This window comes from Chitinimonas taiwanensis DSM 18899 (assembly GCF_900119825.1).
Taxonomy (GTDB): domain Bacteria; phylum Pseudomonadota; class Gammaproteobacteria; order Burkholderiales; family Chitinimonadaceae; genus Chitinimonas; species Chitinimonas taiwanensis.
This window is the reverse complement of sequence record NZ_FPKR01000001.1, coordinates 331,298-345,023: the sequence shown is the minus strand read 5'-3', so window position 1 is coordinate 345,023 and position 13,726 is coordinate 331,298. Positions and strand designations below refer to the sequence as shown.

At 61.6% G+C, this 13,726-nt stretch carries 11 protein-coding genes; 10 read left to right on the top strand and 1 reads right to left on the bottom strand.

What is annotated here, in order from left to right:
- Positions 1-14 precede the first annotated feature (14 nt).
- The 5 genes from gyrB to BT173_RS19095 all read left to right on the top strand — a co-directional run bounded on the left by gyrB (position 15) and on the right by BT173_RS19095 (position 5,262).
- Positions 15-2,411, top strand: a complete 2,397-nt coding sequence (gyrB, locus tag BT173_RS01530) for a DNA topoisomerase (ATP-hydrolyzing) subunit B (RefSeq protein ID WP_072426846.1) — start codon at positions 15-17, stop codon at positions 2,409-2,411.
- 481 nt (positions 2,412-2,892) lie between these two features.
- Entirely contained in the window at positions 2,893-3,405 is a 513-nt protein-coding gene (locus tag BT173_RS01525; RefSeq protein ID WP_072426845.1) for a hypothetical protein, read from the top strand.
- A 99-nt stretch (positions 3,406-3,504) separates the two neighbouring features.
- Positions 3,505-3,987, top strand: coding sequence for a YfbM family protein (locus BT173_RS01520; RefSeq protein WP_084658044.1), 483 nt, complete (start codon positions 3,505-3,507; stop codon positions 3,985-3,987).
- A 99-nt stretch (positions 3,988-4,086) separates the two neighbouring features.
- The gene (locus BT173_RS19100) at positions 4,087-4,782 is read left to right on the top strand and encodes a hypothetical protein (protein ID WP_139255993.1); all 696 of its coding nucleotides are present in this window, start codon (positions 4,087-4,089) and stop codon (positions 4,780-4,782) included.
- Between the two features lie 111 nt (positions 4,783-4,893).
- Positions 4,894-5,262, top strand: coding sequence for a hypothetical protein (locus tag BT173_RS19095; RefSeq protein ID WP_139255992.1), 369 nt, complete (start codon positions 4,894-4,896; stop codon positions 5,260-5,262).
- A 255-nt stretch (positions 5,263-5,517) separates the two neighbouring features.
- Here the strand turns inward: BT173_RS19095 and BT173_RS01515 are convergent, their stop codons facing one another.
- Positions 5,518-5,994 carry an FKBP-type peptidyl-prolyl cis-trans isomerase gene (locus BT173_RS01515; protein ID WP_072426844.1) on the bottom strand — a complete coding sequence of 159 codons (477 nt, stop codon included), beginning with the start codon at positions 5,992-5,994 and terminating at the stop codon, positions 5,518-5,520.
- Positions 5,995-6,248: 254 nt separating this feature from the next.
- On the opposite strand from BT173_RS01515, the gene BT173_RS01510 reads away from it, so the two are divergent.
- The 5 genes from BT173_RS01510 to BT173_RS01490 are packed head-to-tail and all read left to right on the top strand — an operon-like array spanning position 6,249 to position 13,708.
- Positions 6,249-7,574, top strand: coding sequence for an SWIM zinc finger family protein (locus BT173_RS01510; protein ID WP_072426843.1), 1,326 nt, complete (start codon positions 6,249-6,251; stop codon positions 7,572-7,574).
- The gene (locus BT173_RS01505) at positions 7,574-9,145 is read left to right on the top strand and encodes a DUF5691 domain-containing protein (RefSeq protein ID WP_072426842.1); all 1,572 of its coding nucleotides are present in this window, start codon (positions 7,574-7,576) and stop codon (positions 9,143-9,145) included. Before BT173_RS01510 ends, BT173_RS01505 begins: the two co-directional genes overlap by 1 nt.
- Positions 9,142-10,233 carry an ATP-binding protein gene (locus BT173_RS01500; RefSeq protein WP_084658042.1) on the top strand — a complete coding sequence of 364 codons (1,092 nt, stop codon included), beginning with the start codon at positions 9,142-9,144 and terminating at the stop codon, positions 10,231-10,233. The genes BT173_RS01505 and BT173_RS01500 overlap by 4 nt, the downstream gene beginning before the upstream one ends.
- A gap of 54 nt (positions 10,234-10,287) precedes the next feature.
- Positions 10,288-12,546 carry a DUF5682 family protein gene (locus tag BT173_RS01495; protein ID WP_072426841.1) on the top strand — a complete coding sequence of 753 codons (2,259 nt, stop codon included), beginning with the start codon at positions 10,288-10,290 and terminating at the stop codon, positions 12,544-12,546.
- A gap of 7 nt (positions 12,547-12,553) precedes the next feature.
- Entirely contained in the window at positions 12,554-13,708 is a 1,155-nt protein-coding gene (locus tag BT173_RS01490; RefSeq protein WP_072426840.1) for a VWA domain-containing protein, read from the top strand.
- Positions 13,709-13,726: the final 18 nt, after the last annotated feature.

The following is a 13,726-nucleotide window of genomic DNA, read 5'->3' as shown; positions in this document are numbered from 1 at the left end:
CAGGTGGATAAGTGATGAGCGATCAGGAATACGGCGCGGACAGTATCAAGATGTTGAAGGGCCTGGAGGCCGTGCGTAAGCGCCCCGGCATGTATATCGGCGATACGCAGGACGGTACCGGTCTGCACCATATGGTGTTCGAAGTGCTGGACAACGCGATTGACGAAGCGCTGGCCGGCCACTGCAACGACATCAAGGTCATCATCCACCCCGACAACTCCATCTCGGTGGAAGACAACGGTCGCGGCATCCCCACCGCCATCAAGGAAGAAGACGAATTCAAGCGCTCGGCGGCCGAAATCGTCATGACCGAGCTGCACGCCGGCGGCAAGTTCGACCAGAACAGCTACAAGGTATCGGGCGGCTTGCACGGCGTGGGCGTGTCGGTGGTGAACGCACTGAGTGACTGGCTGCGCCTGACCATCCGTCGCGATGGCAAGGTGCACAGCATGGAATTCCGCCGCGGCGAGCGCGTCGAGCCGCTGAAAGTGGTGGGCAATACCGAACACCGCGGCACCGAGGTGCACTTCCTCGCCTCCACCGAAACCTTCGGCCTGGTCGAATTCCACTTCGACATCCTGGCCAAGCGCATCCGTGAACTGAGCTTCCTGAACAACGGCGTGGCCATCGTGCTGATCGACCGCCGTAGCGGCAAGGAAGAGAACTTCAGCTACTCGGGCGGCGTGAAGGGCTTCGTCGAATACATGAACCGCAACAAGACCGCCCTGCACCCCAAGGTGTTCTACACCCTGGGCGAAAAGGACGGCATGAGTGTGGAAGTAGCCATGCAGTGGAACGATTCCTACCAGGAATCGGTGCAGTGCTTCACCAATAACATTCCGCAGCGCGACGGGGGCAGCCACCTGACCGCCCTGCGCCAGGTGATGACCCGTACGCTGAATGGCTATATCGAAAAGAGCGAACTGGCCAAGAAGGCCAAGATCGAAACCGCCGGCGACGATATGCGCGAAGGCCTGACCTGCGTGTTGAGCGTCAAGCTGCCCGACCCGAAGTTCAGCAGTCAGACCAAGGACAAGCTGGTTTCCAGCGAAATCGGCCCGGTGGTCAACGAAGTGATCAGCCAGGCGCTGAACGACTTCCTGCAGGAAAACCCGCTCGACGCCAAGACCATCGTTGGCAAGATCGTGGAAGCCGCCCGTGCCCGCGATGCCGCCCGCCGCGCGCGTGAACTGACCCGCCGCAAGGGCGTGATGGACGGCCTGGGCCTGCCCGGCAAACTGGCCGACTGCCAGGAAAAAGACCCCGCCCTGTCGGAAATCTACATCGTGGAGGGTGACTCGGCCGGCGGCTCGGCCAAGCAGGGTCGCGACCGTAAGTTCCAGGCCATCCTGCCGCTGCGCGGCAAGGTGCTGAACGTGGAGCGCGCGCGCTTCGACAAGCTGATCTCCAGCGACCAGATCGCCACCCTGATCACCGCGCTCGGTTGCGGCATCGGCAAGGACGATTTCGACCTGGCCAAGCTGCGCTACCACCGCATCATCATCATGACTGACGCGGACGTGGACGGTGCCCACATCCGTACCCTGCTGCTCACCTTCCTGTACCGCCAGCTGCCCGAGCTGGTTGAGCGCGGCTATGTGTATATCGCCCAGCCGCCGCTGTACAAGGTCAAGCACGGCAAGAACGAGCAGTATCAGAAGGACGACCAGGAACTGAACCAGTATCTGCTCAAGCTGGCCCTGAATGGCGCTCAGCTGGTGCCACGCGAAGGCGCTGCCGCCATTGAAGGCGATGCGCTCGATGCCATGGCGCGCCAGTTCTTGCTGGCCAAGGCCGTGATCGAACGCGAAAAGCGCCTGCTCGACCCGACCGTGCTATACGCCCTGCTGAAGGTGCCGGCCCTGGACATGAGCAGCGAAGCCAATGCGCTCGCCTCGGCCCAGAGCCTGATGGGTGCCATGGCCGACCCGGCCTTCATCCTCGAGCCCTTCCACGACGACAAGAACGACGCCTGGATCCTGCGCCTGAAGAAGACCGTGCACGGCAATATCGCGGTGCAATACCTCGACCACGACTTCCTGCACTCGGGCGACTACCTGCAGCTGCGCCGCACCGCCGACATGCTGAATGGCCTGCTGGGCGAAGACGCGCAAGTGCGCCGTGGCGAACACAGCAAATCGGTAACGGAGTTCGGCGAAGCGCTGGATTGGCTGCTGAACGAAGTGCGCCGCAATATGACCGTGCAGCGCTACAAAGGTCTGGGCGAAATGAACCCCGAGCAGCTATGGGAAACCACCATGGACCCCACCGTGCGCCGCCTGATGAAAGTGCAGATCGAAGACGCGATGGCCGCGGACGATATCTTCACCACGCTGATGGGCGACAATGTGGAGCCGCGTCGGGCTTTCATTGAACAGAATGCGCTGATTGCACGGAATATTGACGTTTGATCTTCGTTGTCGGGTGACTCAGTTAACGAAAAGAAAAATGCCCCCAGAATTTGGGGGCTTTTTCTATGTATTCGGCCACCGAATGATGGGTGACATCAGCCCTTTGTGCGGCAGGGAGATATACCTGACAGATTGCGATGACTGATCCTCGGCCTAAGCGGACCCTGAGCACATTGGGTTTGGTCGTCCGCTAATGATCCATTCCGGACTTTCATGTCAGATAGCACTTCACAACATTCCTTCCAACTTCGGCAGAAGTTAGTTCGAACGCACGTCACCCCATTCTTCGCGGAGGTGGTCATGGCGGCGGTCACGAAGGCATAAAGAATGGCATGGCACCCGGTTTTCTGTTGTTGATATACTGCGCGGAAAATTACAGGTGATTGAAATTCAATGGGTTGTGAAGATTTTTCGGCGCCCTTAATATCAATTAATATACGGACCCGCCGGTCCTTATAAATACTGTTAGGCATAGCACCATATGAACGCTCAGCAAGCCATCGAAGTTTTCGAACAAAATAGCAATACGCTCACCCTAGAGATAAAAGCCCTTATTGCTAAGCCGGAAGAACGGCAAGCTCTCTACAAGATTATTCTGGAGCGAGATGCTTTGCCTTTTTCTGAAGTTATCAGAGAGGCCTTCCGAAAAGAGATCGAGTTTCGAAATGCGCTCTGGGATGGAAGTGCTACAGACGATGGCACACTCTACGAAGGTATTTTTCGATGTGCATTTCTGATCTATCGAATGGGGCAGGTGAATGACTTGCCACTTTTGTGCCAAGCGGATTACTTAAACATGGATGTTGGCGAGCTAGATCGCATGTTCTTCGTCGGTCCGGGCGTGGAAGAAGCGATAGCATTCTTTGAAAGCGGAAATCTTCCTGATGGTGAGACTTACGCTGAGTCGATTAAGGATTTTTTTGCAAATCCAAAAGCTATGGCTTGGCTGAAAGATTGGGAAGACTCTATGCAGTCGATTATTAAATATGCCTAACCCCTCGCTCAAGGGGGCTGCCTGCAAGCTGTGCTTGCAGGTTCCCTCCCTTGGGTCGGCAGCCCCTTAGCTCAAACGTTAGAATTCACAGGAGCCCCTATGTCGATGATCGGTAATTTTCTTGCTGTACCCCAAGAAGAATTAAGTGCTTTGTTTGATACACCAGAGAACATTGGTTCAACACTTTATGAAAAGCATTCAGATAATGTTGTTGATCTAGATAAGGCGTGGCACGCAATCCATTTTGTTCTTACTGGAGAACAATACGGTGGTGCTCCACCGCTTGCGAATGCTGTATTCGGAGAAGCTCCAATAGGTGAGGAGGATGTTGGTTACGGGCCAGCGCTAGGCACTCAAGCTGAGTCCGTTAAACAAATTGCTGAAGCGATCTGTGCGATTGAAGAGAATGATTTTCGGAAGAGAATCGACATTCCCGCCCTGAGCGAGGCCGAAATCTATCCGTCAATTTGGGATGAAGGTCCAGAAGCGGCGGATTACATCACGGACTACTTCAAGGAGCTTCAGTCGTTTTATAAAGACGCGGCACAGAACAATATGGCTGTAATCACCTTTATAAACTAAGCCTCATGTGTTCTAAATTTTCGGTCAAGAGGGGCGCTCCGCCGGCAGGCCGGCGGAGCGCCCCTTACCTCCAACGTTATGAGTCATCATGGAGCAATAGTGAGTATCGAGCTTCTGCAAACGATGGAATGGTCGAAGTTATGCTGGGATCTAAGCTTTGAAGAGCTTATAGAGCTTGATTTAATTCTTCCCAAAGTAGGCAGTACATACACAGTCAAGCTTTCCACGAACGAAGATCATGCAAAAGAAGGCCGAGCATTCTTGCTGTGGCAACCCCCACACTCAGAGCTAAATGGATGGAGGGATGGAAGGCCTTCAGAAATACTAAAGTCGCATGTGATCGAGGGAGTTTTTAGAAATGCGATCCATGGTAACTCGGTCTTCGATTTTGATGTAATTTTTTGCACAAAACTAGTCGACTACTTTAGTAAAGTAAGTGAAGAAAAAGCTTCGCCTTTATCTTATATTGGTCAGCCTGAAGGGGCATCTGTTTTTCAATGGCGAGACGCTCGTAGCCTTGTAAAATCTAATATTGGAAAATATCTGTATCTAAGTGGTTCTGAATGCGAAACATCCCTAGACGCTATACTCTCTTATGATGGCAGTAGGTTGTGCTTGCATTACTCAGCCACCCTACATCACCCAGCCAGTTATCAGACAATCGTCACAAAATACTACTTAAACCAGTACGAGCACATTGTTTTCGAACAGCTTCTAGCTCAAGCTGAAGAAATAATTGATGATTCAATGTTGTGTCTTGACCAAGATAAAATCAAAGGCGCTGAGTACTGGTGAATTATCAACTCATAACAATGCGCTCAACATCGTTCGCTTCGAGCGCTGGAATCGCAAAAGCTACGCTTTTGCTCGCCTTTTAGCGCAACGTTGGGCGTCAGAGGCAAAGCTATGGTCTTCGAACTAACCGGATTGGAATTTGACTGGTTTGCCGTGGATGACGAAGGAAGCCTTGCACTTTTCGCTACGGCAGGAGAGGGCTTTATGCCCGGAAGTGTTGGCGCCCATCACGTGCATCATTCACAGGTGTCGGATTCATTGCCCACGCCACGTAACGGGACTCCAGACGTGTGGAATGATTACGCGGCTTTAGGCTTGTTTGTATTCGACTGGGCTCTTCCTGGAGGCCCCTATGAAAAGCGGGCAGCTCCTGTAGGCGTCGCTAGCCAAGCGCTTGAGAAGAAAGTCTTAGCTTTACCGCAACTGCCACGCTTTAGCGGTTCGTTCTCGGACATAACCAAGGTAGAGGGCTGGCAATGACGCCCAACCATTCCGTCAACGGAATGCCAAAATGCTGCGCATTTTGGTTCCCTCCGATGCACTCCGGCGCCCGATAAGTCCAACGTTATGTCTACGTTGCCAATCAGCCAGTGACCGCCTGGTCTCAGCAGCGAACCGTCTGACGTCACTCAGTCAGTGTCCGCTTTGGCCGAAAAACAGCCCACCCTAAAGAAACAGGCCTCCTGATTCAGGAGGCCTGTTTTATTTATTGCTCACTCGAAGCAGATACCCAGCTCAGTGATGATGCCCATGCTCACCATGCACATGCTGGTGGGCAATTTCCTCGGCCGTGGCTTCGCGTACGTCCAGCACCTTGATGATGAAGCGCATGGTCTTGCCGCATAGCGGGTGGTTGCCGTCCAGCAGCACGGTGGGGCCTTTGATCTTGGTGACGAAGTAGTAGCGCGGTTCGCCGTCCGGGCCAGGGCGCTGGATTTGGCCACCGACCTTTACGCCGGGCGGGAAGTCGGCCTTGGGCATGCTGGTGACCAGTGCTTCGTCGCGCTCGCCAAACGCGTCTTCCGGGGCCAGGTCCACGGTGGTCTGAAAGCCCGGCTCCTGGCCTTCCAGTGCGGCTTCAATCTTGGGGAACAGGTTGTCGTAGCCACCGTGCAGGTAGGCAACCGGCTGCTTGCCCTCGTCGTAGACGAAGCCATTGATATCGGTGGCTTTCAGACGCAGGGTAACGGCGGTGTTCTGGGTGATCTTCATAAGGCAATACAGGCTGAATGGGAGGCCGAGAGGTTCGCCCTTCTGGCGGGGAGTGTCAACTTGCCGGCTGGAGGCGTGCATGGCCTCGATTGGCCTTGGGGCGCCTGCCCAATTGGTGTACCAAACCAGCCGCAATTCCCTGTCTGCCGCGCCAGTGCTGGCATGGCGCGCAGCCGGCTTTCCCCCATTCGGCGGATTCGCGCGCTGGAAGGCGCGTGCTAAGTTGCGCGCCTTTCCCTTGCCCCGCATCCACGATGCAACTCACCGAACAGCAAGTCCTGGCGCTCGCGCCCGATAGCGGCTCGGCCAGCAATGGCCGCAAGCTTGCCCAAGCCAAGCAATGGCCCACGCTGGGGCGCAGCCCGCGCGCTGCCTGGGGCGAATGCCAGGGCAGTGGCAAGACGCCCTACCAGGTACGCGTCGATCTGGCCGACTTTGCCAGCAAGTGTTCCTGCCCCAGTTTCAAATTCCCCTGCAAACATGCGCTTGGCCTCTTGGTACTGGCAGCCAACCAGCCCGATTTGCTGAGCGAGGGCAACGAGCCGGAATGGGTGGCCAGCTGGCTGGACAAACGTGCGGATACCGCCAGCAAGAAGGAAGTGCGCGCACAGGCCAAGGCCGAGGCGCCGGTGGACGAAACCGCGCAGCGCAAGCGGGCCGAGAAGCGTGAAGACCGGGTACGCGAAGGTCTGGCCGGCTTGCAGCGCTGGCTGGAAGACCTGGTGCGCAACGGCCTGGCGCCCTTGGCCAGCGAAGGCCCGGCGCCTTGGGAACAGCAGGCCAGCCGGCTGGTGGATGCACAGGCCGGTGCACTGGCGGCGCGCGTGCGCGCGCTGGCCGACCTGCCCGGTGCCGGCGAGCACTGGCCCGAACGCCTGTTGGCCGAGCTGGGGCGGATTTCCCTGGCGGTGCAGGCCTATGAGCGCATCGAACAGCTCGCGCCCGATCTGCAGGCCGTATTGCGCCAATACATTGGCTTCAGCCTGCGCGAGGAGGAGGTGCTGGCCACGGGCGAGCGCTGCCGCGACCAGTGGTGGGTGATAGGCCAGACTACACAGAACGATGGGCGCATCCGCAGCCAGCGCACTTGGCTGCTGGGGGCGCAAACCGGCCAGACTGCGCTGATGCTGCAGTTTGCCGCTGGCAAGCAGCCTTTTGCGGCCAGCTATTTGCCCGGCAGCTTGTTGGAAGCGGAACTCGTGTTCTGGCCGGGCGCCGGCCTGCGCCGTGCGTTGCTGACCGGCCAGCCCAGCTTGCTGCCCTCATCCGCCAGCCTGCCACCCAGCCGCAGCGTTGCCCAGCTGCTGGACGATGCCGCGCACTACTTGGCAGCCAACCCCTGGCACGAACGCCAGGCCACCGTGCTGCAAGACGTTGCACCGCGCTGTGGCGCCGATGGCTGGCAGCTGGTGGATGGCGCCGGTGATGCACTGCCCCTGGCAGGTAATGAGCATTGGCTATGGCTGGCGCTATCGGGCGGACACGCCCATGCACTGGCGGTGGAATGGGATGGGCAAGCCATCCAGCCCATGGGCCTGTTCATCGGCCACCACTACCACCCGCTGACGAGGGGCGACTGATGCAGGAACTGACCCGCCTTGCCCTGCTGGGCTGTGCGAATGCCGGCCAGGATGTGTGCACCGTTATCGATACACCGGCGCTGCAGGCCGCCAGCAGCCGCGAACAACGTCTGCTCTGGCAGGCCGGAAGCCTGGCGGTTTACCTGGCAGCCGGGCAGCGCCCCCAAACTGCCAGCCTGCCGCAGGGCGCGCCGCTCGACGCGCAGGCAGAAGTGCCCGCCACGCTGCACCCGCTGCTGAATGCGGCCATCGGCGGCGAGCTGGGCGGCATTGCGCCCTGGCTGGTGCAGCGCCTGCGCGCCTGCGGCCTGCGCCTGCCTGCCCAGCTACTGCCCCAGGTGCTGGATAAGCAGGCAGCTCTGGAAACCTGGCACACGGTGATCGGCGTGCGCGGCCATTGGCTGGCCGGCCACAACCCAAGCTGGCAGCGCCGCCTGGAAGGCCAGCTCCCAACCCAGCTGGATGAAGCCACGCTGCAGCGCAACTGGGAGGAAGGCAATATCGACCAGCGCCGCCATGCCCTGGCCACGCTGCGCAAGCGCGACCCGGCCCTGGCGCGCGAATGGCTGCTGGTGCGGCTGCCCAAGGAGAGAGGCGAACCGAAAGTAGCGTTGGTCCAGGCGCTGAAGCCCGGGCTAAGCCTGGCCGATGAACCGCTGCTGGAAAGCCTGCTCGATGACCGCAATCTGCCGGTGCGCCTGGCCGCGGCCCGCTTGCTGACCCTACTGCCCGAATCGGCATTTCGCGGCCGCATGCTGGCGCGTGCCCAAGCCTGTCTGCACTGGCAGGTGGCGGCACCGGCCCGGGGCGTGCTGGCCAAGCTCGGTAATCTGCTCAATAAACCGGCACCGGCTAGCCTGCGTGTCGATCTGCCCGAAGACCTGCCCAAGGATTGGGAGCGCGATGGTCTGCGCGAGCAGTCGGCCACAGGTCTGGGCAAACGCGCTGCCCTGCTCTGCCAGCTACTTGAACATGTGCCGCCCAGCCATTGGTCTGATCTGACCGGCCTCACGCCGGCCCAGCTCTTGCCCATCCTGGCTGCGGACGAATGGAATAAGGCGCTGCTGACTGGGGTGCTGGACGCCAGCTACCGCTATCAGGATGCCGAATGGGGCGCAGCGCTGATGGATGCCTATCTGGCGGACAACCCGCTGCTGCGCGGCGACGAGGGCAAGCTGTGGGCCTGCCTGAATGATGTGCAGCGCGAAGCGTTGATCTGCCAGCATCTGCACCAGGGCTCGCCAATGCCCGCCAGCTATGGCTTGCGCGGCATGCGCACACCCTGGCCCAGCACGCTCAGCGCGGCGGTCTGCCAGGCCGTGCTGGCCGATGCCAGCCAGCCAGCGTCCAACGACACGCAACGGCCGGGCTTCGATTTCAGTCAGCTGAGCGAACAGCTGCTGCTGCACTGCGCCGATGACGATCTGCCCAAGCTGGGCGAGCTGGTGGCCCTGTATGCCGACAGGCTGGCCCAGGGGCCGCTGGCCGGACAACGCCAATATGAACGCGCCAGGCTGATCGTGGCCCTGGCCGAAGCCAAACAAACCGCAATCAAGGAGATGCCACTGTGAGCGCCAATCTGAACGCCGTACTGCGCCAGCATGCCGAGCAGCAATATGCCGAGGAGCTGGCCGAGCTGGCCCGCCAGGACAAGCAAGCACGTCCGGCCAACTGGCGCCTGTCGCCCTGGGCGGTGAAGACCTATCTGCTGGGCGGCCAGCTGGAGAATGGTTTCCAGATCAGCCCCAAGTACATCGGTCAGGCACGCCTGATGGAGATTGCCATTGCCACCCTGGCCACCGACCGCGCGCTGTTGCTGTACGGCGTGCCGGGCACGGCCAAGAGCTGGGTGTCGGAACACCTGGCTGCGGCCATCAGCGGCGATTCCACGCTGCTGATCCAGGGTACGGCCGGCACCGATGAATCCACGCTGCGCTATGGCTGGAACTACGCGCGCCTGCTGGCCGATGGGCCGAGCGAGGCCGCGTTGGTGGCCAGCCCGATGCTGAAGGCCATGCGCGACGGCAAACTGGCACGGCTGGAGGAAATGACCCGGGTGCCCAGCGAGGTGCAGGACACCCTGATCACCCTGCTATCGGAAAAGACCTTGCCCGTGCCCGAGCTGGGCATCGAGGTGCAGGCCCAGCGCGGCTTCAATGTGATTGCCACCGCCAATAACCGCGACAAGGGCGTGAATGAGATGTCCTCGGCGCTGATGCGCCGCTTCAATACCGTGATCCTGCCCACTCCAGACAGCTTTGATGAGGAAGTGGCCATCGTCACCCGCCGTGTCGGCGAGCTGGGTCATGCCCTGGCCCTGCCGGCCGAAAAGCCGGCGCTGGAGGAAGTACGCCGCGTGGTGGCGATCTTCCGCGAACTGCGCAATGGGCTGACCGAGGACGGCAAGACCAAGCTGAAGTCGCCCAGCGGCACGCTGTCCACCGCCGAGGCGATCTCGGTGCTGGGCCATGGCATGGCGGTGGCCGGCTATTTCAGCGATGGCCAGCTGCGCGCCGCCGATCTGGCCGCGGGGCTGACCGGCGCCATCATCAAGGACCCGGTACAAGACAAGGTGGTGTGGCTGGAATACCTGAAGACGGTGGCCAAGGAGCGCGATGGCTGGAAGGACCTGTACCGCGCCTGCATGGATGTGGTCTAGGCCGGCCATGCGCGTATCCCGCTTTCCACGCATCGCCCGGCCGGAGCAAGGCTGATGGCGATTCACTACTACGGCATCCGCCACCATGGCCCCGGCTGCGCACGAGCGCTCCAGGCGGCGCTGGCTGCGCAGCAGCCGGACATCGTCTTGCTGGAAGGCCCGCCCGAGGCCGATGCGCTGATCGCGCTGGCCGCCGACCCGGCCATGCAGCCTCCGGTCGCCCTGTTGGTTTACCCGAGCGAAGCACCGCAGCACGGCGTGTTCTACCCGTTTGCCGAGTTCTCGCCCGAGTGGCGCGCCATACGCCATGCGCTTGAACAGCAGATCCCACTCTGGTTCATCGACCTGCCACCCACCCATGGCTTTGCCGAGGCGCTGGCCGCAGAGGCCGTACTGCAGCCAGAGGAAAGCTCGGCCAGTGTGGATGAAGCCGTGGCAGTGCCGGATGCAGACGAGGCGACAGACGCACCGTCCGCCGCTGCACGCATCGACCCGATTGCCGAACTATCGCGTGCCGCCGGTTACCAGGACCCGGAGCTGTGGTGGGAGCTACAGATCGAGCAGCGCGCCGATGCACATGAGCTTTTCGCGGCGATTGCCGAGGCGATGCACGCGGTGCGCGAGCAGGCGCCCAGCCCCGATCTACGTGAGCAGCGCCGCGAAGCGCATATGCGCCAGCGCATTCGCGCGGCCGAGAAGGCCGGCTATCAGAATATCGCTGTCATCTGCGGCGCCTGGCATCTGCCGGCCCTGCAGCAGCCATTCACACTCAAGCACGACCAGGCCTTGCTCAAGGGCCTGCCCAAGACCAAGGTGGCCGCTACCTGGGTGCCCTGGAGTGATGATCGCCTGGCCCTGGCCAGCGGCTATGGCGCCGGGGTCAGCTCGCCAGGCTGGTATCGCCATCTGTGGGAAAGCGATGAGCGCAGCGGCATACGCTGGATGACCGAGGCCGCGCGGCTGATGCGCGAGCAAGGGCTGGATATCTCGTCCGCCAGCGTGATCGAAGCCGTGCGCCTGGCACAGGCCCTGGCCGCTTTGCGCGCACAGGCCCAGCCCGGCCTACTTGAACAGCGCGAGGCAATGCAGACCGTGCTATGCCACGGCGAGACCGGTGCACTCGAGCTGATACGCCGCAAGCTGGAAATCGGCAGCCGCCTGGGCAGCGTGCCCGCCTCGGCCGAGGCTGCGCCCTTGCAGCGCGACCTGGAAAACCAGCAGAAACGCCTGCGCCTCAAGCCCAGCATCGATGCCAAGCGCCAGGACCTCGACCTGCGCGAGGAGCTGGGCCGCGAGCGCAGCTGCCTGCTGCACCGGCTGCAGATCATCGGTGTGCCCTGGGGCCAGCTGCTGCGCAATGGCAACCACACCGGCACCTTTCGCGAAAGCTGGGAGCTGCGCTGGCAGGCCGACTTCTCGGTCGACCTGATCGCGGCTAGCCGCTATGGCAATACCATCGACAGCGCGGCCAGCCAGATATTGTGCGAACGGGCACGCCGCGCTGTCGCGCTGCCCGAGCTGACCGAAATGCTGGACCAGGCCATACTGGCCCAGCTGCCCTTAGCCAGCACGGTGTTGCTGGGCTGTGTGCACAGCCAGGCCGCGCTGGCGTCCGACCTGGCCCATCTGATGGAGGCGCTGCCACCGCTGGCCAGGCTGGCCCGTTACGGTGATGTGCGCGCCACGGCCACCAGCAGCGTGCAGCCCATCGTAACCGGCCTGGTCGAGCGCATCTGCGTGGGCCTGTTGCCCGCGGCCAGCCAGCTTGACCAAGACGCGGCCGAGCGGCTGATCGGCCGCATGGAAGCGGTGCAACAGGCGCTCGACACGCTGGATCAGGCCGATTTGCGCGCCGACTGGTTCGCCAGCCTCAGCCAGCTGATCGGTGCTGCGGGTGTGGCCGCCATGGTGCGTGGCTTTGCCCTGCGCCTGGCTTTCGACCGCCAGCAGGTCGATGCCGACACCCTGGGCCAGCAGGCGCGCCTGGCGCTGGCCAGCGCGGTACCGGCAGCGGAATCCACCGCCTGGCTCACTGGCCTGCTGCGCGGCAGCGGTCTGCTGCTTCTGCAGCATGACAGCCTGTGGCGCACCATCGATGGCTGGCTGCAGGGGCTCGATAGCGCGCTCTTCATTGAGCGCCTGCCGCTGCTGCGGCGTGCCTTTGCCGACTTCAGCACAGCCGAGCGGCGCCAGATGGGTGACAAGGTAAGGCGGCTGGAAGCCACCAGCAGCGCGGCCACTGCGCCGCAGCAGATCGACCACCACCGCGCCCAGCGCGTGCTGCCGGTATTGGCCAGCATTCTGGGCGGCTGAGGTAACTATGACTGAGCAGATTGACCGCATGCAACGCTGGCGCCTGGTACTGGGCGGCGCGGCCCAGCAAAGCTGCGCCACCGAGCTGGGCAGCGAGCTGAGCCGCGTGGATGCCGCGCTGGCCGCCCTGTATGGCGACGAGAGCGAACGTCGGGCGGGGCTGGGTGCCAGCAGCCCGAAGATTGCCCGCTGGCTGGGCGATATCCGCAGCTTCTTCCCCACCCCGGTGGTGCAGGTCATGCAGCAGGACGCGCTGGAGCGCCTGAACCTGCAGCAGATGTTGCTGGAGCCCGAGTTGCTGGAGACGGTGGAGGCGGATGTGCATCTGGTCGCCAATATCGTGTCGCTGGCGCGCGTGATGCCGGCCAAGACGCGCGATACCGCCCGGCGCGTGGTGCGCAAGGTGGTGGAAGAACTGGAGCGGCGCCTGCGTGAACCGATGCGCGCGGCGGTCAGCGGCAGCCTGAACCGGGCTGAGCGCAAGCTGCGCCCCCGCCTGGCCGAGATCGACTGGCACCGCACCCTGCGCGCCAATCTGGGCAACTACTTGCCCGAGCGCCGCACCGTGGTGGCCGAAAAGTTGATCGGCTACACGCGCAAGCGCTCGGCTCTGCGCGATGTGGTGCTATGCGTGGACCAGAGTGGCTCGATGGCCGCCTCGGTCGTGTACGCCGGCATCTTCTCCGCCGTCATGGCATCGCTGCGCGCGCTGCGTACGCGCATGGTGGTGTTCGATACCGAAGTCGTCGACCTGAGCGAGCAGACCGAGGACCCGGTCGAGCTGCTGTTCGGCATTCAGCTGGGTGGCGGCACCGACATCAACCGCGCACTCGGCTACTGCCAGCAGATCATCGACCGGCCCGAGAAAACCATCCTGGTACTGATTACCGATCTGTACGAAGGCGGCAATCGGGCGGAAATGCTGAGCCGCGCGGCAGCGCTGAAGGCCGCCGGGGTCAATGTGATCTGCCTGCTGGCCCTAGCCGATGATGGCGCACCGGGCTTCGACCACCAGAACGCCGCCCACTTCGCCACCTTGGGCATCCCAGCCTTCGCCTGCACGCCGGACCGTTTTCCGGAGCTGATGGCGGCAGCAATCCAGAAACAGGACCTTGGCCTATGGGCAGCCAAGCAAGGTTTCGTCACCAATCGTCCCGAGTGATCGGTGCGCCATCGCCCC